Genomic DNA, 23,222 nt, shown 5'->3' with positions numbered 1-23,222 from the left:
ATATAACTATTGACATATGAGAAAAATAATAATATAATAAATACACAACATATGAATGCTAGTTCAAGTATTCATACGAAATGTTTAAAAAAGAGGTGATAATATGACTGAAAAATTTAATTTAATTGAAAGATGTGACTGCAATGTAATTCATGAGGATATTATAAATCAAGTTAGAGATAAAATGCCTCAAGAAGAAAGCCTTTACGATCTAGCAGAATTATTTAAAGTATTTGGAGATTCAACACGAATCAGGATACTATGGGCTTTACATGAAGCTGAAATGTGTGTTTGTGATATCGCTGTATTACTTAACATGACACAATCAGCAATTTCCCATCAGCTGAGAGTCTTAAAACAAGCTAATTTAGTGAAAAACAGAAAAGAAGGCAAAGTAGTATATTATTCATTAGTTGATGATCATGTAAGAGAAATATTTGACCAAGGTCTAATTCATATCAACGAGAAGTAGTAATGCGGTAGAATAGAATATTTTTTGAAGATATTTGGGCAGATATTTAAGTCTTCATATCAAATGAGCAATGCTTCAAGAAAATTTGAAAAAGACTTGTAGTATTCAAAATAAAATTACAAATAATATTTAGGAGGATTTAATAATGAAAAAGAAATTTATACTTGAAGGTTTAGATTGTGCAAATTGCGCGGCAAAAATGGAAAAGGCTATTAATGAGCTTGATGGAGTGAAAGAAGCTACTGTTAACTTTATGACCACAAAACTTGTTATTGATGGTGAGGATGAAAAAATGCCTACAATAATAGCAGAGGCTGAAAAAATAGTTAAAAAAATTGAACCTGATACTATTATGAAAAGGGTATAAGGGGGTATGCAAAAATGAAGAAACGATTGTGGCGAATAATAATTGGTGCAGCCGTGTTAGTTGCAGCAGCAATTATTAATTTTAATAATGAATGGTTACAGATTGCTCTCTTTATAATAAGTTACATTATTGTAGGTGGAGATGTTGTAAAAAGAGCTGTAAAAAATATTTTTAAAGGTCAAGTTTTCGATGAAAACTTTTTAATGAGTATTGCAACAATTGGTGCATTTTTTATTGGTGAGTATCCTGAAGGTGTTGCAGTTATGCTGTTTTATCAAGTTGGAGAACTGTTTCAAAGCTATGCAGTTGGCAAGTCGAGAAAGTCAATTGCAAGCCTTATGGATATTCGACCAGATTATGCAAATGTTAAAAAAGGCGATGAACTTGTCAAAGTTGACCCAGATGAAGTACAAATTGGAGATATTATTGTAATTAAAGCAGGAGAAAAAATTCCTCTTGATGGCAAGGTAATTGAGGGAAGTTCAATGATTGATACATCGGCACTAACAGGCGAATCTATTCCTCGTGAAGTAGAAGTTGGAAGTGATATCCTAAGTGGGTGCATCAACATTAATGGAGTTATTACAGCAGAGGTTACCAAGGAATTTGGAGAATCTACTGTAAGTAAAATTCTTGATTTAGTTGAAAATGCAAGTAGTAAAAAATCCAATTCAGAACAATTTATTACGAAGTTTGCGAGATATTATACACCGGTTGTGGTTATAATCGCAGTTTTTCTAGCTATTATACCGCCTCTTGTTATAGACGGGGCGACTTTTAGTGATTGGATATATAGAGCACTAGCATTCCTTGTGGTATCCTGTCCGTGTGCTTTAGTTATTTCAATTCCTTTGAGTTTCTTCGGTGGAATAGGTGGAGCCTCAAAAAAAGGTATTTTAGTCAAGGGTAGTAACTATTTAGAGGCATTAGCAGAAACTGAAATTGTTGTTTTTGATAAAACTGGAACACTAACGAAAGGTGTATTTAATGTACAGGAAATTCATCCAGAAGGAGTTTCCAAAGAAGAGCTACTAGAATTAACTGCATATGTGGAAAGCTATTCCAATCATCCGATTTCACTTTCACTGAAACGTGCATATGGCAAAGAAATAGACAATGGACGTATTTCAGATGTAGAAGAGATATCAGGTCATGGTGTTATTGCAACAGTAGATGGCAAAAAGGTTATGGCAGGAAATATCAAACTTATGAAAATGATGGATATCCCTTATTTCAAGGGAGAGCTGATCGGTACTGCTGTACATGTTGCTGTTAATAACAAATATATAGGTTACATTGTAATTGCCGATGAGGTAAAGCCAGATTCAGCACAAGCAATCAAGGAACTTAAGGCAGCTAATATTAAACAAATAGTTATGTTGACAGGTGATAATAAAAGTGTTGGTTCAAAGGTTGCTAAAGAGCTTGGTGTTGATAAGGTTTATGCAGAACTGTTGCCAGCAGACAAAGTTGAAAAACTAGAAGAATTATTTTCGCAAAAATCTACAAAAGGTAAACTTGCTTTTGTTGGTGACGGAATCAATGATGCGCCTGTATTAGCTCGTGCAGACATTGGAATAGCAATGGGTGGTTTAGGTTCTGATGCGGCCATTGAAGCTGCTGATATTGTAATTATGACTGATGAGCCATCGAAAATTGCTACTGCAATGAAGATTTCTAAAAAGACACTAAAAATTGCACATCAAAACATAGTATTTGCAATTGGAATAAAAATAATTGTTCTTATTTTGAGTGCTTTTGGAATAACTACTATGTGGGCAGCTATATTTGCAGATGTAGGTGTAACTATCATCGCAGTATTAAATGCTTTTAGAGCTTTGAATGTAAAGAATCTATAAACTATTTTTCCTATTCACCCCCCCTTGTTTGATACCGATAATTGATGAGACAATCAAGGGGTATAAATTACAAAATGAAACTTTTTAAAGGCAAATGAAAATTAAGGCCTAAGACAATGGAAGCCTGCACAAGGGCAGAAATTTAAAACTATAAATGAAAATTGGTTGGTATATGACCTTGAATTAGATGGTTTAAAAGATATGGAGGTTATGTAATTGAAAGTTATTGATGAATGTTGCTGTGAATGCACCACACAAAATTTAAATAAAACAAAGGAGAGTTGCCCTGTCTGTAATAATGAAGGAGTAACAGTTAGTAGGATAACCGTTGAACACTTGGTGACAGATGATAACCGCAAGGCAGTCTGGGGAGATAATTATAGGATTTGTATGAATGAAGACTGTGATGTTGCCTACTACAACGTTGATAATGGAATAAAATTCTTAAAAGTCCAAGTTAGTGTTCCTATTTGGTTTAAGAAAGATGCAAATCCAAAGTATTCTTGTTATTGCAGTAAAGTCACTGAAGAACAAGTAATAGAAGCTGTGGTTAAGCATGGTGTGAAGACAGTTAAAGAAGTGAATTCGATAACTGGAGCTATGAAAAAACCTAATTGTAAAGAATACAATCCCTTGGGAGTTTGTTGTCATAAGATTATTCAGGAAGCTATCGATAAAGGCTTAACTATAAAATGATTATTGTGCAAATGGCTAAAATTGAAAAAAACGTAGCTACTCTTGATTTATGGGGTTTAACAAATGCGATTAGATTGAAGTCTTACAGATTCGAAATTAAAATAAAGGTCTACCTGATGTTAATATAATATTGTGAAAACACAAATTATTTGATTGTCAGAAAAGAATAGTTGATTTCTAACCAAAGTATTAGGTTATATTCCATTAGTAGAAAATGTCATATCTTTTATACTAACAATAACATGCAAAAACTTCAACAGCACTGAGATATAAAAATCTTGGTGTTTTTGTTTTATATAAATCTAAAACTAAAACTAAATAAAGAAACCCAAAGAGGCGAAGTCTTCGGTCAACTTATGATCGATAGTCTTCGCCTTTTTTTATTTCAAAAGTAAGAAGAAAGGACTGAGAACAATGTCAAGATATTTCATGTATGGTACATCACTAGGAGGGGTAGAGCAGCTGATGATGCTGGTGAAAATAACCGTGGAAAATGACGATATTTATAGTTGGAATATTGGAATTCTAATCAAAGAATTTGGTGTGGATCAGAAGTTGAAAGCTGGTGAAAATATTATTGAGTTTAACCCAACTCATTCCGATGCATTTATGTATTGTTGTTGGTTGGATCAGATTACAAGAACTGTTACCGTCCAGGACATCAATAATTATATCAAATATTTGGGTTGTGAAAGTGATTCATTTTTATGCCATAATGGCAGTGGAATATGAGTTGGATTTGAACAATTATATTGTATGGGGTTCTTAAGACATAAATACAAATTTTCAGATAGCCTTATTAAAATGGAATTCTTGTTCTGACATGATCCGAGTGTCCAGAGTTTTGCGACCAATCCATGTTGATTACCAAGAAAAAATCTATCCATCGTTTCTTCTATAAGTGATTCAAGTAATGTTACAAGTAATGTTACAAGTAATGTTATAGGGGTATAAAAGATATGTATATATATAGAAAACGTGTAATTATATAAAGAAGGTAGGGTGACGCCGAATCTTTTCAATGTCACTATTTTTATTTTCTATTGTGACAAATATATCGCTGACAGAAGGAATTCTAATGGTGAAAGTTCGATTGAAGAATTTAATAACATGACAAAGAATATCCACTCCCTAAAATAAATTCAGATTTTAGTTGGGCTCATTAGAGTGAAATATGATTGAGAATAGAAAGAAGGAATCGATTATGATGTATGGTATAGGTTATGGTGGTTTTGGCTTTTTTATGATGTTTGGATTGTTTCTATTACTTGTTCTGGTTATCATCGGAGTGTATTTTATTGTTCACCATTTTACAAATTCAAATGCAAAAGAAGGAACCCGTTCAGGTGATAGAGCTTTGGAAATTTTGCATGAGCGGTATGCGCGGGGTGAAATCGACGACGAAGAATATAATCAAAAAAAAAGCGGAGTTGCGAAAGTTATAGCTAAGACATGATTGAAAAGGACAGTGTTTTCTGGAACTCTCCTTTTTTTGTGAGTTTGAAGTAATGGTCAAATTAATCTCATACTTAGTAATCATTATAAAGATTATAGAATAGCCAAAAATAGAAAGGATGCGAATAGGATGGATAAAGAACATTCAACTAAAGATCTGAAGAGTGCTTTGCCTGACGGAGAATTGATGAGTGATAAGCATGAAACCCATCAAGCACATAAAAACCATGCACATCAGGAACACAAGGACATTCCTCAAAAAAATGATGAACATACGCATAATCAAGGTCATGGTGGAATGAATCATCCGCATGATCCCGGCCAAGAAATTCCCCAGGCAGAAATGGAACATTCTCATCATCATATTCCAGCCAATGAGCAACATACCGAACATGATGACCATCATGATCATCACGCAATGATGGTGGCGGATTTTAGAAAACGGTTTTTTGTTTCTTTGATTATTACGATACCGATACTAATTTTATCGCCAATGATCCAGATGTTTATGGGTGTGGATTGGCGATTCATCGGCGATTCCTATTTACTGTTTGGTCTTTCTACCATTCTCTTTTTTTATGGCGGAAAGCCCTTCCTTGTCGGTGCCAGAGATGAGCTTAAGAAAAAATCGCCGGCAATGATGACACTCATTGCGCTTTCCATCACAGTTGCCTATATTTATAGTACGCTAACCGTATTTTTTATATCCGGTGATGATTTCTTTTGGGAGCTGGCCACATTAATCGTCATCATGCTTTTGGGTCATTGGATTGAAATGAAATCGGTGATGGGAGCGTCGCGGGCACTAGATGAACTGGTGAAACTCATGCCCGAAGAAGCACACCAGATAATGGACAATGGGGAAATCAAGGATATTCCTGTAAAACATTTAAAAGCCGGCGACTCTGTTCTTGTTAAACCGGGTGAGAAGATTCCCATTGATGGTTTAGTTTATGATGGGAGATCAGCCGTTAATGAATCCATGATCACCGGAGAATCTGCACCTGTTGAGAAAGAAGCGGGTGATGAAACAGTCGGAGGTTCTATTAATGGTGAGGGGATTTTAAAATTTAAAGTGTCTCGAGTTGGAGAAGACACTTTTCTGTCACAAGTGTTAAAACTTGTTCGGGAAGCCCAGGATTCAAAATCCAATACCCAACGATTAGCGGACAAAGCGGCCAAGTGGTTGTTTTATATTGCCGTAATCGCCGGAACCTTGACTTTTTCGGCATGGATGATCATCTCACAGGATCTTAACTTTGCCGTCACACGAGCCGTCACCGTCATCGTTATTTCCTGTCCCCACGCATTAGGCCTGGCAGTTCCGCTTGTAACAGCTGTTTCGACCAGCATTGGAGCCCGGAAAGGTCTTTTAATCAGAGATCGGGCGGCCTTTGAAAACGCTCGTAAGCTCAATGCTGTGGTTTTCGATAAAACAGGAACTTTGACCGAAGGGACATTTGGGATAACTGATATCAAGGCAATAGGAATATCCCGGGAAGAACTCCTTTTACTTACTTATTCAGTCGAATCAAATTCAGAACATCCTATTGCACAGGGAATCGTCAATGTAGGAAAGAAATTAAACCTCAAAATGAAGGAAGTAAAAGATTATCAGAACCTGCCGGGTAAAGGGCTAAAAGCCAACGTGGATGGTCGGGACATTATGGTTGTAAGTCCTGGTTATTTGCGGTCAGAAAAAATAGCCTTTGACGTAAATCAATATGAAAAACTTGCTCAGATGGGCAAAACGGTTATTTTCATTTTAGATGGTCGCACGCTCCTTGGCTATCTGGCATTATCAGACATTGTCAGAGATTCGGCCAGAGAAGCCATTGATATTCTAAATTCTATGGATATTGAAACCATTCTATTGACCGGGGATAACCAGAGAGTTGCCGCTTATGTGGGTAATCAGCTGAAAATCGATACAATCATTGCTGAGGTATTACCCCAGGAAAAAGCATCCAAAATTGATGGTCTTATTAAAGAAGGCAAGATTGTGGCAATGACCGGTGACGGCGTGAATGATGCACCGTCTCTGGCAAAAGCGGATTTAGGTATCGCCATCGGAGCGGGAACAGATGTTGCCATTGAAACAGCCGATGTTATTCTCGTACGAAGCAATCCGCTGGATGTGGTAACTGTTTTAAAGCTTTCAAAAGCAACCTATCAAAAGATGATCCAAAACCTGATCTGGGCGACGGGTTATAATATGATCGCACTTCCCTTAGCGGCGGGGGTCCTTTATAATCAGGGGATTGTGATAAATCCGGCTGTCGGTGCGGCGTTGATGTCATTAAGTACAATCATTGTGGCCATCAATGCAAAACTACTCAAAATTGATTAACCATTCATCTTTTGTATCAGTCAGCTGGATCGGGGAATAATGCTCTTAAAATCTTGCGAGACTGTTATATATACGGTAAAAAGAGTGAAGTAGATTATATGAAATTTGAGTTGTGAAAGTGATAAGAAAAATATAAAAGGGGCCGTGCATATAACTTTGGCACGGCTCCCCTTATGTTTTAAAATGATCTTTGACTTGCAGATCGAAGCAGAATAGATTAATAAAATACCCACCATCGTTTAAAGAATACTTATAATCATTATTCCAAATCATTCTTGGAAATTTGCTTTTTCTCTGAACCTGCTAACTCTGAACCTTCTGAATTTTTTGAATCATTATGATGTTTATGACCAGAATGACCACCGCAACATCCGATGCCGAATTTAGACATGACAAACATCAGCCCGATAAAGATTAAAATTGATATGATTGTTCCCATTGAAATGCTCCTTTAAAATTATTTGTTGTGTATATCATACAATAGACTTGTGAATAAATTATGGAGAAATTGAGTATTTCAACATAAATAAAATCAAATTTTCGAATAATTTCGCGGAAATTTGAGGATGGTAAAAAAAAGACACCTGCAAAACAATGCATGTGTCCATCTAGCTACAAAACAGAAAGAAAAATTACTAAGAAAGAAGGTTCTGATCTGAGGGTTTTTCCTCTGTTTGATCTGTTTGTTCCGATTTACCTTTGTTGCCACCCCTTAACATCATCGGCATCATGAGTACCATCATAATCGGGCAAATGAATGGCAGAAGCGTAAATAGAATACCTTGATAACCAAGTAATGTTATGATAAGTAATATTAAAATGGGTGCACCACAACAAAGGGCCATCATCATCATATGTGACATATGATGTTTTTTATTTTTTTTCAAGTTGTCCTTATTTTCATCTTTTTTACAGCAGTTCATCAGTATCAGCTCCTTAAAATTATTTGATCTATGTCTGCAAGTATACTTGATAGTTGTGGAGATTTTATGGAGATTTGCAAATTATTAAAAATTTTTCAAAAAAAACAGATAATTCTGTTCCCGATGAAATGTTTATCAAATAATGATTGAGATAATCAGGATTTCATATTAAGATAAAAAGATAATCCTCTACTTGATTTAGCCGATAAGATAACATATAATGACAATTCTATCATAACAGATAGCTATGATATGATTAAACAAGTAGTTGTGAAAGGTGTATTTATGAAAAGATATCCATTAATAAGGACTTTTGCCTTATACAGTATGTTTGCGTTTGTTTTAATGGGCATTGTGCTTTCCCTGGTTATATATGAACATATAAAAAATGATAAACTGGGAAATTTAGAAGAAGTTGCTAAAATTACAATCAGTACGGTTGTTAAAAACAATCTGACCAAGACAGACTTTGCTGATAACATAACCGACATTAAGGCATCTCAAATTAAATCTAATATCATTGAATCCATGGATTTATATGACATTCAATCGATCATGCTCATCAATCAGGATGAAAAAGTGATCATGGCAGATCACGCTGTTTTTACTGGTGAACTACCGAACCAAAAAGATCTTGAAAAAGTATTGAACGGTGAGGTTTCTTTCGTCGTTTCAGATGCTTATGCACTCAATAATGCTGAAGATGGAAATAAGGGCAAACTTGTCATAAATATTTATGAACCGATTATCTATGACGGCAAAGTTGAGGGTGTTGCCGTTCTGCAAATCCTTGAAAAAAACATCAGTGAACATGCAAACATGATTGTACAAGTAATAGTATTGACAGTCTTTGGCGGATTTTTGATCCTTTTTTTATTGTTGGTGGGGATACTTTATAAAACATCACAAACACTTCGACACCAAAACAAGGAACTGATTAATCAAAAGTCTGAAATCGAATTATCACTGAAAAGACTTGATGATTCCTATTTAAATACTGTCTTTGCTTTATCCAATGCTGTTGATGCCAGAGATCCTTATACAGCAGGACACTCCGAACGGGTGTCAAAAATATCCATGCTTTTAAGCAGAGAACTGAAATTGACAGCAGAAAATCAAGAAATTCTTGAATATGCAGGGCTTTTCCATGATATCGGAAAAATCGGGATACCCGATCATATTTTGAATAAGAATGGTAAGCTGACAGATGAAGAATACGAGGTTATAAAAAAGCATCCGGATATTGGGATTAGTATCCTTAGTAACGTCAGTTTTCTAGCGGAAGCCTTACCAATTATTCGCCACCATCATGAGAAGTTCGCAGGCAACGGTTATCCATGTGGGATCAGAGGTGAGGAAATTCCACTGGGTTCGCGGATCATTGCCATTGCCGATACCTATGATGCAATGACGACAGATCGACCCTATCGACAGCGATTTAGCCACGAGGTTGCAGTTGCGGAGATTCGAAAAAACAGCGGTACTCAATTTGACCAAAAATTGGTTGAAGCATTTATGAAAATTGAAAGTATCGTCAAAGATTTGAATTAGCAATTAGGTATCATCAGAAACAGTCATCATCAGAAATATTAAAATTTAAAATATTTTTCATCTCCATGATTTCTACAAAAGTTATTGTTATAATATCGTCAGACAAGAAGTGACAAGGAGGTGGAACAGGTGCAAAACAGCAATAAAAGTGTGAAAAGGACAATCTACGCTAAACTGATTCCAAAACTAAATCCATAGCGATGGCTTTCACAATCATAAAGGTAACAGAGGCTGTGTGTCAATTCAAATAGATTGAGCCTGAAGTTGAAAATCACAAGAACAAGAACCTGTTAAAGCAAAAACGGACAAAGAAAAGAGGAAAAAATAAAAGAAAAAGCACTACTTAACTCGAACAAAGAACCGAACCCGGTCAGCGCTACTAGCTCCATCAAGGGTTCCAGAAGAAAACACTTATCTACCAAACTGCTGGGATTTACCTTGATAATTCTGGCTGTTGCCGTCATCTCGCTTAGTGTTATATTTATAAATATGGGGTCAGCCGCCATTCTGGAACAGGCTCATGACGATGCCCGGAAATACACCAATGAAGGCGCTTCCCACGTTGGTGCCATCATTGCTGGCAATCTCAGCACCCTTAGTGAAGTAACTCTGCGCAGCGGCGTCTCCAGCATGGATTGGAACGCCCAGGTGGCCGCCATTGCCAGCGATGTTGATAAACTGGGGTATCAGGATATTGCCGTGATGAACCTTGACGGTCATGCCAAATACCTGGTCGGCGGCGGCGAGTTTGACTCTGCCGGACAATTCTGGTACACTGACGGATTCAAAGGCGAAACGGTTGTTTCCGATGTGGCCATCAGCAAGGTCACTCAAGAGCCGGTGGTCTTTGATGTCGCTCCGATTAAAAGCAATGGTCAGGTGGTCGGCTTGCTGATCGGCCGTCGGGATCCCACCTTCTTAAAGGACACCACCAATGCCATGGGTGACGGTGAGCGTCAATACGGCTTTGTGGTCAATAACGAGGGCGGTTTTATGGCCCACCCTGATGATGAGGTGATTATGAATCAGACCAATGTTTTTGCCGATATTGAAAAAAATGGCGTCTGGAGAGATTTTGGGATCGCCTTTAAAGAACTGGGTGCCGGTCAAACTGGAATGCTTTCCTACTCTTTAAATGGCGAAACGAAGATCGGTGCCACCGCACCCATACCGGGAACCAACTGGACTCTGATTATTGCCCAGTACGAAAGTGATGTGTTGGTACCGATGCATCATTTACGCAACGTCACCCTGCTGGTTTCGCTGCTGGTGCTGTTAATCGGCGGTGTGGCCGCCTATATTCTGGCTAAACGGATCAGCAAGCCGATTGTTGAATTAACCGCTCTGGCCGATCAAATGGCGTTGGGCAATGTGGATCTGGAAATCGTTGCCGCCAGCGAGGACGAAATTGGCACTTTGATGGATTCTTTTGCGACCATCATTGATAACCGCAAAGCCCAGGCTGATGCCGCACGTCGTTTGTCCGAAGGCGATTTTGCCGTGGCGATTGTGCCCCAGTCTGATAAGGATGTGCTGGCCTACGCCCTGATTGATATGGTCGCCGAAATGAATAAGGTCAATGAAGGGATTAAGAAAATCGGCACGGCCGCCCAGGATGGACAACTGAATTATCGGGGCAATACCACTGATTATACCGGCGCTTTCAAGGACATGATTATCAGCCTCAACAACATGGTCAATACTTTTGTCAATCCACTTAAAGTAGCCAGCAAGGCGATTGAACGGATCGGTAACGGGGTAATTCCACCGCCGATCACCACCGAATACAAGGGCGATTTTAACGATCTTAAAAATAATATTAATGCCTGTATCGACGGGTTAGGCGCTCTGACCGAAGGAAATGAAGTGCTGGCTAAGCTTTCTGCCAATGATCTGTCCCAGAAAATTGAGGGCAGTTATCAGGGGATCTATCAGGAGATTGGCGAATCGATTAACGGCGTTCACGATCAAATGGTACATATTGTCGAAATTGCCAACAACATGGCCGTCGGCAACCTCTGTGATCTGGACGGTCTCAAAGCTATCGGTCAGCGGAGTGACAACGATACGCTGATTCCAAGCTTTATTTCAATGATCGAAAGCATCGCCCTGTTGGTGGCCGAAACCCAGACGATGACCCAGATTGCCGTGGAAGGTGATCTGACCAACCGTGGCAACGTGGCCAAATTCCAGGGCGAATACGCAAAGGTCGTGGAGGGCTTTAATCAGACTTTGGATGTGGTTATTGAGCCCATCAATGCCGCCTCGGCAACGCTCCGGGAACTGTCCCAGGGAAATCTCCACACCGCCATGACTGGCGACTTTAAAGGCCAGCATGGTCAGATTAAAGAAGATATGAATCAGACCATCGCCTTCCTCAAGGAATATGTGGAAGAAATTACCCATACCCTGGAAGAAATTGGCCGGGGCAACCTGAATCAGGAAATCACCACCCAATACCTGGGCGATTTCCAGGCCATTAAAACCGCACTTAACAGCATTACCGCCAGCCTCAGCACCACCATGTTTGACATCAACTCGGCGGCTGGACAGGTTGAAAGCGGCGCCCGTCAGATTTCTGACGGCGGTCAGGCTTTGGCTCAGGGAGCCACCGAACAGGCCAGTGCGATTCAGGAACTGACCGCGTCAATTGATGAAGTGGCGCAGGAAACCAAACAGAATGCGGTTCGAGCCAATGAAGCCAATGAGCGTTCCATCGAGGTTCGCAACAATGCCGAAATTGGCAATGTCCGGATGAACAACATGGTCACCGCCATGGTCGACATCAATGCTTCCTCCCAGAATATTTCAAAGATCATCAAGGTTATCGACGATATCGCTTTCCAGACTAATATTCTGGCGCTGAATGCCGCCGTTGAAGCGGCTCGGGCCGGACAACACGGCAAGGGCTTTGCCGTCGTCGCCGAAGAAGTCCGCTCCCTGGCCGCCCGCTCGGCCGAAGCCGCCAAGGAAACCACCGGTCTGATTGAAGGCTCCATCGATAAGGTTTCGGTGGGTTCTAAAATCGCCGATGAAACCGCTGAAAGTCTGACCCAGATCCTGGCGGACATCGAGAAGGTCACCAGCTTAGTGGGTAATATCGCCCGGGCTTCCAACGATCAGGCCACGGAAATTGCCCAGATCACCAAAGGGATCGAACAGGTTTCTCAGGTGGTCCAGACCAACTCCGCTACCGCTGAAGAAAGCGCCGCCGCCAGTGAGGAACTCTCCGGTCAGGCCGAAATGCTCAAACAGATGGTCGGTGCCTTTACGATCAAAACCGACTCGGACAACTACGCCCCGTCCCCAGCCGCCCCCTCGTTCCAAGCAGAGCCAGTTGCAGTCGCTGAACCGCGAATTGATTTGGACGATTGGGACAATGATAAGTATTAATCTAACCAATACGGAAACATCGACTGCGTGAGAATTAGTACAAAAAATAAAAAGCTCCCCGGGTAAGTTGTAACAGATTGCCCGGGGAGCGCTTTATTTTTGGTTTTTAAAATATAGTTTAAAAAAGTGTTGCGCGGGTTGTTTTTTCGGTCGCTCTACACATACATACACTGTTCTACAGATGAAAGTGATCCACTGCCCAGGGGAAGGTGGAACTGGCCGAGTTTTGCATCTCATAAAACGCAAGAGTATTATCCAGTGAAAAACAACGCGTTTGAATTTGCTGCAATAAGCAGATTATAAAAAAACGAAGGCATGTTTTAGATCATTTTGTATACCAGGCGATTTTTCCCTGACTTCTTAGCTTCTAATAAGGCTTCATCACTCAATTTAATGATTGTCGAAATGTCCCTACCATCGTCAGGATAACTTGCGACCCCTAAAGAAACGGTTATTGAGGGTTGTGGCGAATTATCTATACTGCTTATATTGCATCTTATTTTTTCGCCAATTTTAATAGCATTATGCTTACTACATTTATTTAGTACAACAACAATTTCTTCTCCACCATATCGATAAGCTCTATCATTCTGTCTGATAGCATTCTTTATTGTTGCACTAACTTTTTGCAATACTGCATCTCCTGAATCATGTCCAAATTCATTGTTGAATTTTCTAAAATTGTCCACATCAATAAAAATTAATGAGTATACTTTATCTTTTGATATTTTCTTGATGTAATGATCAAAAGCTCTTCTATTATATAATCCAGTTAGTTGATCAATATCAATATCTCTTTTTAGAGTATTATAAACTTTTTCAAGTTTATAATACTTGTGAGTAATATTAACTGCTACAAAATAGGCTATAAGTCCAAATATTGTTCCAGATCCTAAGCAATGAACAAACTCGTTATCTCCCAGTAACGGCATCGCGAGATAATGATAGACAAACCCATATACAATCCCCAATATCACCATCGAAATGAGCATGAAGAATTTAAATTTCATAGCTGGTCTCCTTTACTAGTGATCCGCTTTTATGACACGTTTGATGTTTATAGGCGCATAAAATGTTCTGCGCCGCATACACAAAATCTATTTCACTTCCCCCCCCATTATTAATAGCCAAGTCTCTTTAAAATGTCGACTAAAGTAGACAATCTATCATGAATTATTTCGCTGCAAAGTCTAGAGAATAACTTTTGTTATAGAATCAGAGTGCCTCCATCTACAAATTCATATTCAGAAAATTTCCGAATGACAATAGTTTCACTATCGATAAGCAAGGTGCCTCAGAGCCAAGACCTCAATAAATTCCATTTATTTTGTTATGTTCTTAAATCCAAAAGACCGGTTCGTGTTTAAAATGCGTAGGCACTTTCATTTTGGAATTTTCATCATTGAGAATTTGGGATTCACATATTTTGTGATATATTAAATTTATCATATACTTATTTTCAGTTAATGTCAATGTTAAGGGAAACCATGTCATAATATTTATGAACCGATCATCTATGACGGTATAGTTGAAGGTGTTGCTGTTCTGTAAATCCTTAAAAAAACATCAGTGAACATGCAAACATGATTGTACAAGGATAGCATTGACAGTCTTTAGCGGATTTCTGATTCTTTTCTTATTGTTGGTTGGGATACGTTATAAAACATTACAAACACTTCGACAATAGAATAAGGAGCAGATTAATCAAAAGTCTGAAACTGAATTATCTCTGAAAAGACTTGATGATTCCTTTCTAAATACTGTCTTTGCTTTATCCACTGCTGTTGATGCAAGAGATCCTTAACACCCATCGTACGAAATAAAGTCAATGTATTAGAATATTTGATACATTGCTTTATTTTTTTTAGAATTTTTAAAAAGAATGTCTTTTCTCCATAAGTTCTACAAAAGTTATTGTTATTATATCGTCAGACAAGAAGTGACAAGGAGAATAACCAATGGAAGAAAAACCAATAACAAAGACATTTTCGGTTAGCGGGATGACCTGTGTTAATTGTGAAAATCGAATTGAGAATAAACTTAAAAAGCTTGATGGAGTAACAAATGTCACTGCAAGTTATACACGTTCACGAGTCAGTTTTACATATGACCCGGATTGTGTGAAGCTGTCAACCATTGTACAGACCATTGAAAGCATGGATTATCATGTAAAACGTGCAGGTGAAAAACAAAAAAACAAAACCACTGAAAAGAAAAATAAAATTAATGAAGTTTTAGGAATCGGCATTATTATCATTGCCGCATTCGTGATCATTAACTACTTTGGCGGTTTTAACATCTTTAACTCATTTCCAGAGGCAAAACAGGGTGTCGGTTATGGCGCACTATTATTAATCGGTTTACTCACTTCCATTCACTGCGTTGCCATGTGTGGGGGGATCAACCTATCTCAATGTGTTCCCAATGTAAGTATAAAAAGTGAAAAGAAAACGGCAAATCTCAGGCCCGGCATTTTATACAATACCGGTCGGGTGATTTCCTATACCATCGTGGGCGGGATCGTCGGAGCATTGGGATCAGTCGTCAGCTTTTCCGGTACAGCTAAAGGAATTGTCGCTGTTATGGCAGGGGTGTTCATGGTGATTATGGGCTTGAATATGCTGAATCTTTTTCCCTGGCTGCGTAAGTTTAATCCCAGAATGCCCAAGATTTTTGCCAGGAAGATCAATGAACAGAAAAAAAGCAACAGCCCGCTCTATGTCGGACTGTTAAACGGCTTAATGCCCTGCGGACCACTCCAGGCCATGCAACTCTATGCACTTTCCACCGGTGATCCGGTCCAGGGTGCCTTATCGATGCTGGCATTTAGTTTGGGAACAGTGCCGTTGATTTTTGGACTGGGAGCGATCAGTTCATTGCTCAATAAAAAATTCACCAGCAAAATGATGACCGCCAGTGCCATACTCGTTCTGATCTTGGGTATGTTTATGTTCAGTAACGGCATGAGTTTATCTGGTATCGCTCTGCCTGGCGGCGTAGCGACGGCGAATGAAGTGCAGCAAAGTAATACGGCATCCATCGACCAGGGGGTTCAGACAATTACAACAAAGCTTTCGCCGAACCGTTATGAACCGATTACCGTCCAGGTGGGAGTACCCGTCAAATGGACCATCGAGGCGGATGAAAATGACATTAATGGCTGCAACAATCAAGTGATGATCCCAAAATACAATATTGAAAAGAAGTTAGTGGCAGGTGACAATGTCATTGAATTCACGCCAACGGAAACAGGGACGGTACCCTATAGTTGTTGGATGGGGATGATAAAAAGCACCATCACAATTGTCAATTAGCACAAGTAATTAAAGACTAAAAAGGGTCAGATAAAAGGAGAATAAAAATGAAAAAATCATATTATTTATGGGGAATCGTGTTGGCCATCGTCCTGACGGGGATTGTTATATTTTCTGGCTGTACCAGAAGTTCAGGAAACGCAGGCGAAACAGCGGTTAATTCTAATTCATCACAAACTCAATCAAGCAGTGAGTCTCAAAAAACGACAGAACAGCAGAGTGTCAGTAGTTCCGTTACCAAATCGAGTGCCGGAACCAAAGCCACAGTGAGTGATGGGGTTCAAACGGTAGCAACGACCCTGGATCGGGGCATTTATAAACCAATTGTTGTTCAAACGGGGATACCGGTTAAATGGATCATCTCAGCCAACGACGGCGATTTGAATAGCTGCAATAATAAAATGCTGATCCGAAGCTATGGTGTTGAACAAAAACTGATTACCGGAGAAAATGTCGTCGAATTTACACCGACGAAGGCCGGTACCATCAATTATTCCTGCTGGATGGGAATGGTAGGAAGTACCATTACCGTTGTTGATGATATTAACCAATAAAAAAGAGTCATATATGAAAGTCAAGGAGGGCAATTTAATGAAAAAAGAAACAATCAAGATAACGGGCATGACCTGTGCGGCCTGTGCCGCCAGAGTTGAAAAAGTTGTCAGTAAGATGGCAGGGATAACAAGTGCATCAGTGAATTTTGCCACCGAAAGCCTGTCGGTAGAATATGATGAGGGCGTGGCTTCCCGGCAAAAAATCAATGAAGTCATTGAAAAAGCCGGATACGGTACGGTCGAAATCAGTACAATCAGTGAAGTGACAATCCCGATTGGCGGGATGACTTGTGCCTCTTGTTCGGCTCGGGTCGAAAAGGTTTTAGGGAAGCTTGAAGGAATCACCAGTGCTACTGTTAATCTGGCAACGGAAAAAGCCACCATTCACTACGACACCCAGCAGATTAAACTTTCTACCATTCGCCAGGCCATTGAAAAAGCCGGGTATCAGGCGCTGGAAATTGAGAAAAAAACGGCCATTGATGAAGACAAACTGAGGAAGGAAAAAGAAATCCGAACCCTCAAGACTAAATTAATCGTGTCGGCAACTTTCGGGATTCCGCTGCTTTATCTGGCCATGGGGGCGATGATCTGGTGGCTACGACTACCGATTCCCAGTTTTCTGGAGCCGATGCAATATCCACTGACCTACGCCATCGTGCAAATCATTCTGGTGATTCCAATTATAATCGCTGGCCACCGTTTTTATAGTGTCGGTTTCAAAGCCATTTTCCAACGCAGTCCCAATATGGATTCATTGATTGCGATGGGAACCTCGGCGGCGATTCTCTATAGTCTCTATTCGGTTTATCAGATCAGCATTGGTAATTTCGGGGCAGTTGAAGATTTGTACTTTGAAACCGCTGGAGTTATCATTACCCTGATCCTGTTAGGAAAATATTTGGAAGCGGTATCCAAAGGGAAAACATCTGAAGCCATTAAAAAACTGATGGGGCTTGCTCCTAAAACAGCCATCATTATTCGGGATGGTGTGGAAATTGAAACCCCCATTGATGAAGTGGAAATTGATGATGTGATCCTGGTAAAACCCGGTGGGAAAATTCCGGTTGACGGGATTGTCATTGAGGGGAACACAGCCATTGATGAATCGATGCTCACCGGCGAAAGCATGCCGATTGATAAAAAATCAGGGGATGCCGTGTATGCCGCCAGTATTAATAAAAACGGCAGTATAAAATTCAGAGCTACTAAAATTGGCGGAGATACCGCCCTCGCTCAAATCATCAAACTGGTGGAAGATGCCCAGGGATCAAAAGCACCCATCGCTCAGTTGGCCGATATTGTTTCCAGTTATTTTGTCCCGATTGTCTTTGTGATTGCCGTTCTGGCCTTCGCCGGCTGGTATTTCACTGGTCAGTCATTAGTGTTTTCGATGACCATTTTCATTTCGATTCTGGTAATCGCCTGCCCATGCGCACTTGGTCTGGCAACGCCAACCGCCATTATGGTTGGAACCGGAAAGGGTGCCGAGTATGGCATTCTAATTAAAGGTGGCGAAGCCCTGGAAACCACTCATCAGATTAATACCATCGTTTTTGATAAAACCGGCACTATAACCGAAGGTAAACCTGAAGTAACCGACATTGTCACCGCTGTCGGAATTGAGAGAGATTGGCTACTTCAAATCGCCGCTTCGGCTGAAAAAGGATCAGAACATCCCCTTGGTGAAGCAATTGTCAGAGGAGCCGAAAAAGAAAACCTGGAAACCCTTAAAATTGACACCTTTAAAGCCATTCCCGGATATGGGATTGAAGTAGAAGTTGACGGTTCTCGTTTACTTCTTGGTAATCGAAAAATGATGGATGAAAACAGGATCTCCCTGACCACCCTGGAAGACGAATCGGACAGATTAGCAGAAGAAGGTAAAACCCCCATGTACATTGCTATGGATGGCACGCTGTCCGGCATTATCGCCGTTGCCGATGTTGTTAAAGCAAGCAGTAAGGCGGCCATTGCCAAGCTTCATGAAATGGGCATCGAAGTGGCGATGATCACCGGTGATAATAAAAAAACCGCCGAAGCCATTGCCAAACAGGTTGGCATCGATCGAGTCCTGGCTGAAGTATTGCCCCAGGATAAATCAAATGAAGTAAAAAAACTCCAGGCCGAAGGCCGAAAAGTGGCCATGGTTGGGGATGGCATCAACGACGCACCAGCTTTGGCACAGGCTGATATTGGTATCGCCATTGGTTCTGGTACCGATGTCGCCATGGAATCCGCTGATATCGTACTGATGCGAAGTGATCTCATGGATGTGCCAACCGCTATCAAACTCAGCAAAAGCACCATTCGCAACATCAAGCAAAATTTGGTTTGGGCATTTGGTTATAACGTTGCCGGCATCCCCATTGCCGCCGGACTTCTGTATTTGTTTGGCGGACCATTGCTGAACCCCATTTTTGCAGCGGCGGCCATGTCCCTGAGTTCGGTTTCGGTACTCACCAACGCCCTCCGATTAAAAGGGTTCAAACCATAAAAAAAGTAAAAATTTATCAAAAAATCAACTTAAAATAAAAAGGAGATATGATTATGAAAAAGAAAATTGTTTTAGTAGGGGCAGTAGCATTGTTATTAGTTGTCCTATCTGGTTGCCAGCAGGCAGATGTTGTTGGCAAGCAATCCATTGCATCATTTGATGCGGTACTTCAGGCAATCCCTGATCAAATCGCTGAAGATGAAATGAATGGCGGATGGGCGTTATCAGCACCAGATGGAACCGCCCGTTTTATCTGGAGTAAGGATTACAGTAGCGGAGCCCCTCACGATGTGATGCTGGAAGTTGATGCTAAACCATTTCTCGCAGCTGGACTTGATGTCACCAAGCTTCCCGCCGGAATGCTCGTTGATGATAAGATTATGGTCGGGACAATGTTAGGGGATGAAAAATTAACCTACAGTGGCGAAGTGACCCCGCTGGCATCCTATGAACAGCTTGTCAATCTGAAACGTGATCATATTAAATATCACACCGCCCTTGACCATTATGGGGTTGACATTGGTGATGGGAATATGTTTGAATGGGCTAAAGACCTGAGTACCAATGATAAGGACATTGTCTTTGTTTTAAATCCACAGATTTTTATTGATGCCGGCGTTGATCCGGATAAAGTTGAAGGCTGGGTTTTCGCCAAGGTCAGTGCCGAAGACGAAGATAAAAAACCAATTGAAGTGGATAAATTTTTAAAACCGTTTAATATTAAATAAACTAGAAAAAAGAGGTGTACAAAATGGAAAGAATAATTTTAAATGTCGAAGGTATGTCGTGTGCTCACTGTGAAAGAGCTGTAAAAAATGCAGTTGGCGAACTCGACGGAGTTGAGCGTGTTATTGTCGATCTTACTGGAAAAACTGTGGCAATCGAATATGAACCGGGTAAATTAACCTTTGAGAGCTTCAAAACTGTCATTGAAGAAGAAGGATACCATGTGTCAGGAAAAATATAACTAATTCATAATTAGTTATGAACGAGGAGATTGCTATGGAACATAGCTTAAGAACAAAACTATCGTTGACGATTGCCCTGATTATGTTACTTACTGTTGCCTCGATCAGCTTTTTATCAAACATTTTAATTGAAAAAGAATTCACTAATTATCTTACCATTCAACAAGAGAAACGAACTCAGGAAATAACAGATAGTTTGAGTCAGCAATATGATATGGACACCAAAACCTGGAACGCAGATTTTGTCCACACCATCGGGATGTATGCCCTTTATGACGGGTATATTGTCAAGGTTTATGATTTACAGAATCAGACGATCTGGGATGCGGAGACATGTGATATGTCCTTATGTACAGCAGTGATGGATGATATTTCACATCGCATGAATACGAAATATCCGCAAATGAATGGTGAATTTATGTCAAAAACCATCTCAATCACTAAGAATGGTAAAGTCATTGGAACGGCAGATATCAGCTATTTTGGACCATACTTTTTAAGCGCAGATGATTTTCAGTTTTTGAATGCACTTAATACAGTATTAATCGGAATTGGCGTTTTCTCACTTGTTTTTTCGGTTATTGTCGGGTCAATCCTGGCTAAACGATTAAGTCGCCCAATCTTACATACGGTCACTGTAACAAAACAAATCTCTGAAGGTGATTACGATGTACGAATCACAGAAGTTTCAAAAACCAGGGAATTAAATGACCTCATTGTTGCTGTTAATCATTTAGCTGACACATTGGGAAAACAGGAGTCACTAAGAAAACAGTTGACCGCTGATGTAGCTCATGAACTGCGAACCCCTCTTACATCGATTGGAACCCATATTGAAGCCATGATTGAAGGGGTATGGGAACCTACAAACGAACGCTTGAAAAGTTGCCATGATGAAATATTGCGCATAGGTAAAATTATCCAAGATTTAGAGAATTTGGCAAAAGTTGAAAGTGATAATTTAAAGCTTGATAAAACACAGATTAATCTGAATGCGTTATCAGAAAAAGCAGTGGCGAACTTTGCCGCAGAAATCGATAAAAAGAAGTTGAACGTATCGATTGAGGGGGAAAGTTCAGACACATATGCTGATCAAAATAGAGTCAGCCAGGTTATCATTAATCTAGTTTCAAATGCTGTAAAATATACACCGGAGCATGGTATCATTAAAATTTTTATTTCTGAAGATAAGCAGTTTGTTCGATTATGTGTCAGTGATAATGGGATTGGGATACCAGAAGATGAACTCCCCTATGTTTTTGAGCGCTTTTATCGCGCTGATAAATCTAGAAATCGTATGACCGGTGGTTCAGGAATTGGACTGGCCATTGTTAAGTCAATCGTTACTGCCCATGGAGGAATGGTTGAGGCCGAAAGTCACTTAAACGAAGGCAGTAGTTTTGTTATCAAACTGCCGAAAAATAAAATGGAATAGGAGTAAAAAAGATGGACAGATCATTTGAGCTTAAAATAGACAATGCAGTTTTAGACTACATGCGAAAAAAAAGAAAGAGTAATTTAACACTTACCATCAGTTCTACAGGTGGCGGTTGCTGTCCAACTTTTGAGGTTTCTGAAGTTTCACTTGTAAAGCCAGATCAATTGGACGCATTTGATATATTTAAACAGAATGATGTTACCCTATATATCAGCAAAAATGCAAGGGTGATAAGGTCGACACTGCATTTTATACTTAAAAAAAATTTGATTGGGGCAACGATCCAAGTCGAAGGTTTAAGCCTAAAAAAGCGGGATTAATGCTACCCATGCTAGTTACCTGTAGTATAATGAGAATAGTGTCACAAGAAGATTTCATACACGTGATGATCGAAGACGTTGATGTTCAATTGAGCAACTGGGAAGTATAGAGGTTTGACAATAATGAACAATCATTTAAAAAAAGTACTTATTGTTGATGATGAAACCAAAATAATTGAGGTGGTAAAGTCTTTTCTGGAAAGTAAAGGCTTTACCGTCTTTACGGCGGAAAATGGTAAACAAGCCCTCGATATCTTTGACCGGGAAAACATTGCGCTCATCGTATTAGACCTGATGCTTCCGGATATGACGGGCGAAGAAATTTGTATTCAGATCAGAAAAAAATCCCGGGTGCCGATTATTATGCTTACTGCAAAAATTGAAGAATCAGATATGCTTAAAGGTTTGAATATCGGCGCAGATGATTATATTACGAAACCATTTAGTTTAAAAGCCCTAAATGCCAGAATTGAAGCAGTTCTGCGCCGATCAAGTGATGATCTGGTGCCGCTTTATAATAAAGCCTCTTTCAATGGCGGTGATTTGGAGGTTGATTTTGAAAGTCATCTGATCAAAAAGAATCAAGTGGCAATTAATCTTACTCCAAATGAATATAAACTACTGGCGGCGTTAATAAAATATCCCAGTAAGGTTTTTACCCGGGAGGATCTAATCAGAGTAGCGTTGGGTGATGAGTTTGAAGGATATGATCGGGCCGTGGATAGCCATATCAAGAACCTGCGTCAAAAAATAGAAAAGGATCCCAAAAATCCGGTCTATGTCCTGACAATTTATGGGATTGGTTATAAATTCGGGGGTGAAACCCCCGAAACATAGGTTATCAACAAAGTTTTTCCACGCCTTTGTGGTAAATTTGGAAAGCGAGATCTTTGATCACTTCACCAGCTAAGATCAGACCTGCTACCGACGGAACAAAAGAAATGCTGCCGGGAATAGATCGTCGATCGGTACATTTTCGTTCAGTTCCTGGCGGACAAATACAATTGGAATGACAGCTGTTGGCTAAATTTTTTATTTGTTTAATCGGTTCTTCCGTTGAAAACA

The 23,222-nt window shown here is 39.8% G+C and carries 20 protein-coding genes and 1 pseudogene; 17 read left to right on the top strand and 4 right to left on the bottom strand.

Annotated elements, in window-relative coordinates:
- Positions 1-103 precede the first annotated feature (103 nt).
- From BI182_RS09665 to BI182_RS09635, 7 genes are all read left to right on the top strand, one after another.
- The gene (locus BI182_RS09665) at positions 104-472 is read left to right on the top strand and encodes an ArsR/SmtB family transcription factor (protein ID WP_111886409.1); all 369 of its coding nucleotides are present in this window, start codon (positions 104-106) and stop codon (positions 470-472) included.
- A gap of 145 nt (positions 473-617) precedes the next feature.
- The gene (locus BI182_RS09660; protein WP_111886410.1) at positions 618-839 is read left to right on the top strand and encodes a cation transporter; all 222 of its coding nucleotides are present in this window, start codon (positions 618-620) and stop codon (positions 837-839) included.
- 14 nt (positions 840-853) lie between these two features.
- Positions 854-2,698, top strand: a complete 1,845-nt coding sequence (locus tag BI182_RS09655) for a heavy metal translocating P-type ATPase (RefSeq protein ID WP_111886411.1) — start codon at positions 854-856, stop codon at positions 2,696-2,698.
- Positions 2,699-2,914: 216 nt separating this feature from the next.
- A complete protein-coding gene (locus tag BI182_RS09650; RefSeq protein WP_111886412.1) occupies positions 2,915-3,394 on the top strand; it encodes a Csac_0668 family 2Fe-2S cluster-binding (seleno)protein in 480 nt (159 codons plus the stop codon).
- Positions 3,395-3,808: 414 nt separating this feature from the next.
- Complete coding sequence (locus tag BI182_RS09645) at positions 3,809-4,126, top strand: hypothetical protein (RefSeq protein ID WP_286807510.1); 318 nt, start codon at positions 3,809-3,811, stop codon at positions 4,124-4,126.
- A 442-nt stretch (positions 4,127-4,568) separates the two neighbouring features.
- Entirely contained in the window at positions 4,569-4,850 is a 282-nt protein-coding gene (locus tag BI182_RS09640) for an SHOCT domain-containing protein (protein ID WP_286807508.1), read from the top strand.
- Positions 4,851-4,979: 129 nt separating this feature from the next.
- Positions 4,980-7,199: a copper-translocating P-type ATPase gene (locus BI182_RS09635; protein WP_242871625.1), complete on the top strand. Its 2,220-nt coding sequence runs from the start codon at positions 4,980-4,982 to the stop codon at positions 7,197-7,199.
- Between the two features lie 259 nt (positions 7,200-7,458).
- Here the strand turns inward: BI182_RS09635 and BI182_RS09630 are convergent, their stop codons facing one another.
- On the bottom strand, positions 7,459-7,638 hold the full coding sequence (locus BI182_RS09630; protein ID WP_070372004.1) for a hypothetical protein: 180 nt from the start codon (positions 7,636-7,638) through the stop codon (positions 7,459-7,461).
- Between the two features lie 196 nt (positions 7,639-7,834).
- Complete coding sequence (locus tag BI182_RS09625; RefSeq protein WP_070372003.1) at positions 7,835-8,122, bottom strand: hypothetical protein; 288 nt, start codon at positions 8,120-8,122, stop codon at positions 7,835-7,837.
- A 285-nt stretch (positions 8,123-8,407) separates the two neighbouring features.
- Here BI182_RS09625 and BI182_RS09620 point away from each other — a divergent pair, with 285 nt between their 5' ends.
- Together BI182_RS09620 and BI182_RS09615 are read left to right on the top strand one after the other, a co-directional pair.
- Positions 8,408-9,673, top strand: a complete 1,266-nt coding sequence (locus BI182_RS09620; RefSeq protein WP_070372002.1) for an HD-GYP domain-containing protein — start codon at positions 8,408-8,410, stop codon at positions 9,671-9,673.
- Between the two features lie 489 nt (positions 9,674-10,162).
- The gene (locus tag BI182_RS09615; RefSeq protein WP_502691636.1) at positions 10,163-13,066 is read left to right on the top strand and encodes a methyl-accepting chemotaxis protein; all 2,904 of its coding nucleotides are present in this window, start codon (positions 10,163-10,165) and stop codon (positions 13,064-13,066) included.
- 320 nt (positions 13,067-13,386) lie between these two features.
- Here BI182_RS09615 and BI182_RS09610 read toward each other — a convergent pair whose 3' ends face one another.
- A complete protein-coding gene (locus tag BI182_RS09610; protein WP_242871624.1) occupies positions 13,387-14,076 on the bottom strand; it encodes a GGDEF domain-containing protein in 690 nt (229 codons plus the stop codon).
- A gap of 948 nt (positions 14,077-15,024) precedes the next feature.
- Between BI182_RS09610 and BI182_RS09605 the strand changes: the two genes are divergently transcribed.
- The 8 genes from BI182_RS09605 (at position 15,025) to BI182_RS09570 (ending at position 22,994) form a co-directional block, all read left to right on the top strand.
- Positions 15,025-16,380 carry an urease accessory protein UreH domain-containing protein gene (locus tag BI182_RS09605; RefSeq protein ID WP_286807497.1) on the top strand — a complete coding sequence of 452 codons (1,356 nt, stop codon included), beginning with the start codon at positions 15,025-15,027 and terminating at the stop codon, positions 16,378-16,380.
- Positions 16,381-16,427: 47 nt separating this feature from the next.
- Positions 16,428-16,934 (top strand): hypothetical protein, encoded by a 507-nt coding sequence (locus BI182_RS09600; RefSeq protein ID WP_186893316.1) that lies wholly within the window; start codon positions 16,428-16,430, stop codon positions 16,932-16,934.
- A gap of 37 nt (positions 16,935-16,971) precedes the next feature.
- Positions 16,972-19,431 carry a heavy metal translocating P-type ATPase gene (locus BI182_RS09595; RefSeq protein ID WP_186893315.1) on the top strand — a complete coding sequence of 820 codons (2,460 nt, stop codon included), beginning with the start codon at positions 16,972-16,974 and terminating at the stop codon, positions 19,429-19,431.
- A gap of 53 nt (positions 19,432-19,484) precedes the next feature.
- Positions 19,485-20,159 carry a hypothetical protein gene (locus BI182_RS09590; protein ID WP_286807490.1) on the top strand — a complete coding sequence of 225 codons (675 nt, stop codon included), beginning with the start codon at positions 19,485-19,487 and terminating at the stop codon, positions 20,157-20,159.
- Between the two features lie 23 nt (positions 20,160-20,182).
- Positions 20,183-20,398, top strand: coding sequence for a cation transporter (locus tag BI182_RS09585; protein ID WP_286807488.1), 216 nt, complete (start codon positions 20,183-20,185; stop codon positions 20,396-20,398).
- 35 nt (positions 20,399-20,433) lie between these two features.
- Positions 20,434-21,834: a sensor histidine kinase gene (locus BI182_RS09580; RefSeq protein WP_286807486.1), complete on the top strand. Its 1,401-nt coding sequence runs from the start codon at positions 20,434-20,436 to the stop codon at positions 21,832-21,834.
- Between the two features lie 11 nt (positions 21,835-21,845).
- A complete protein-coding gene (locus BI182_RS09575) occupies positions 21,846-22,157 on the top strand; it encodes a CC/Se motif containing family (RefSeq protein ID WP_286807484.1) in 312 nt (103 codons plus the stop codon).
- Between the two features lie 123 nt (positions 22,158-22,280).
- Positions 22,281-22,994, top strand: coding sequence for a response regulator (locus tag BI182_RS09570; protein WP_148636340.1), 714 nt, complete (start codon positions 22,281-22,283; stop codon positions 22,992-22,994).
- Between the two features lie 4 nt (positions 22,995-22,998).
- Here the strand turns inward: BI182_RS09570 and BI182_RS09565 are convergent.
- A pseudogene (locus BI182_RS09565) lies at positions 22,999-23,222 on the bottom strand (tRNA threonylcarbamoyladenosine dehydratase); the annotation flags it as partial.

This window comes from Acetobacterium sp. MES1, assembly GCF_002237635.1.
Classification (GTDB): Bacteria; Bacillota; Clostridia; order Eubacteriales; family Eubacteriaceae; genus Acetobacterium; species Acetobacterium wieringae.
This window is presented reverse-complemented; position numbering and strand designations above follow the sequence as displayed.

What these genes read in the sequence shown, in the direction of transcription:
- BI182_RS09665 (WP_111886409.1), top strand. Translation starts at nt 104, where the DNA reads ATGACTGAAAAATTTAATTTAATTGAAAGATGTGACTGCAATGTAATT.
- BI182_RS09660 (WP_111886410.1), top strand. Translation starts at nt 618, where the DNA reads ATGAAAAAGAAATTTATACTTGAAGGTTTAGATTGTGCAAATTGCGCG.
- BI182_RS09655 (WP_111886411.1), top strand. Translation starts at nt 854, where the DNA reads ATGAAGAAACGATTGTGGCGAATAATAATTGGTGCAGCCGTGTTAGTT.
- BI182_RS09645 (WP_286807510.1), top strand. Translation starts at nt 3,809, where the DNA reads ATGTCAAGATATTTCATGTATGGTACATCACTAGGAGGGGTAGAGCAG.
- BI182_RS09640 (WP_286807508.1), top strand. Translation starts at nt 4,569, where the DNA reads ATGATTGAGAATAGAAAGAAGGAATCGATTATGATGTATGGTATAGGT.
- BI182_RS09635 (WP_242871625.1), top strand. Translation starts at nt 4,980, where the DNA reads ATGGATAAAGAACATTCAACTAAAGATCTGAAGAGTGCTTTGCCTGAC.
- BI182_RS09630 (WP_070372004.1), bottom strand. Translation starts at nt 7,638, where the DNA reads ATGGGAACAATCATATCAATTTTAATCTTTATCGGGCTGATGTTTGTC.
- BI182_RS09625 (WP_070372003.1), bottom strand. Translation starts at nt 8,122, where the DNA reads ATGAACTGCTGTAAAAAAGATGAAAATAAGGACAACTTGAAAAAAAAT.
- BI182_RS09620 (WP_070372002.1), top strand. Translation starts at nt 8,408, where the DNA reads ATGAAAAGATATCCATTAATAAGGACTTTTGCCTTATACAGTATGTTT.
- BI182_RS09615 (WP_502691636.1), top strand. Translation starts at nt 10,163, where the DNA reads ATGGGGTCAGCCGCCATTCTGGAACAGGCTCATGACGATGCCCGGAAA.
- BI182_RS09610 (WP_242871624.1), bottom strand. Translation starts at nt 14,076, where the DNA reads ATGAAATTTAAATTCTTCATGCTCATTTCGATGGTGATATTGGGGATT.
- BI182_RS09605 (WP_286807497.1), top strand. Translation starts at nt 15,025, where the DNA reads ATGGAAGAAAAACCAATAACAAAGACATTTTCGGTTAGCGGGATGACC.
- BI182_RS09600 (WP_186893316.1), top strand. Translation starts at nt 16,428, where the DNA reads ATGAAAAAATCATATTATTTATGGGGAATCGTGTTGGCCATCGTCCTG.
- BI182_RS09595 (WP_186893315.1), top strand. Translation starts at nt 16,972, where the DNA reads ATGAAAAAAGAAACAATCAAGATAACGGGCATGACCTGTGCGGCCTGT.
- BI182_RS09590 (WP_286807490.1), top strand. Translation starts at nt 19,485, where the DNA reads ATGAAAAAGAAAATTGTTTTAGTAGGGGCAGTAGCATTGTTATTAGTT.
- BI182_RS09585 (WP_286807488.1), top strand. Translation starts at nt 20,183, where the DNA reads ATGGAAAGAATAATTTTAAATGTCGAAGGTATGTCGTGTGCTCACTGT.
- BI182_RS09580 (WP_286807486.1), top strand. Translation starts at nt 20,434, where the DNA reads ATGGAACATAGCTTAAGAACAAAACTATCGTTGACGATTGCCCTGATT.
- BI182_RS09575 (WP_286807484.1), top strand. Translation starts at nt 21,846, where the DNA reads ATGGACAGATCATTTGAGCTTAAAATAGACAATGCAGTTTTAGACTAC.
- BI182_RS09570 (WP_148636340.1), top strand. Translation starts at nt 22,281, where the DNA reads ATGAACAATCATTTAAAAAAAGTACTTATTGTTGATGATGAAACCAAA.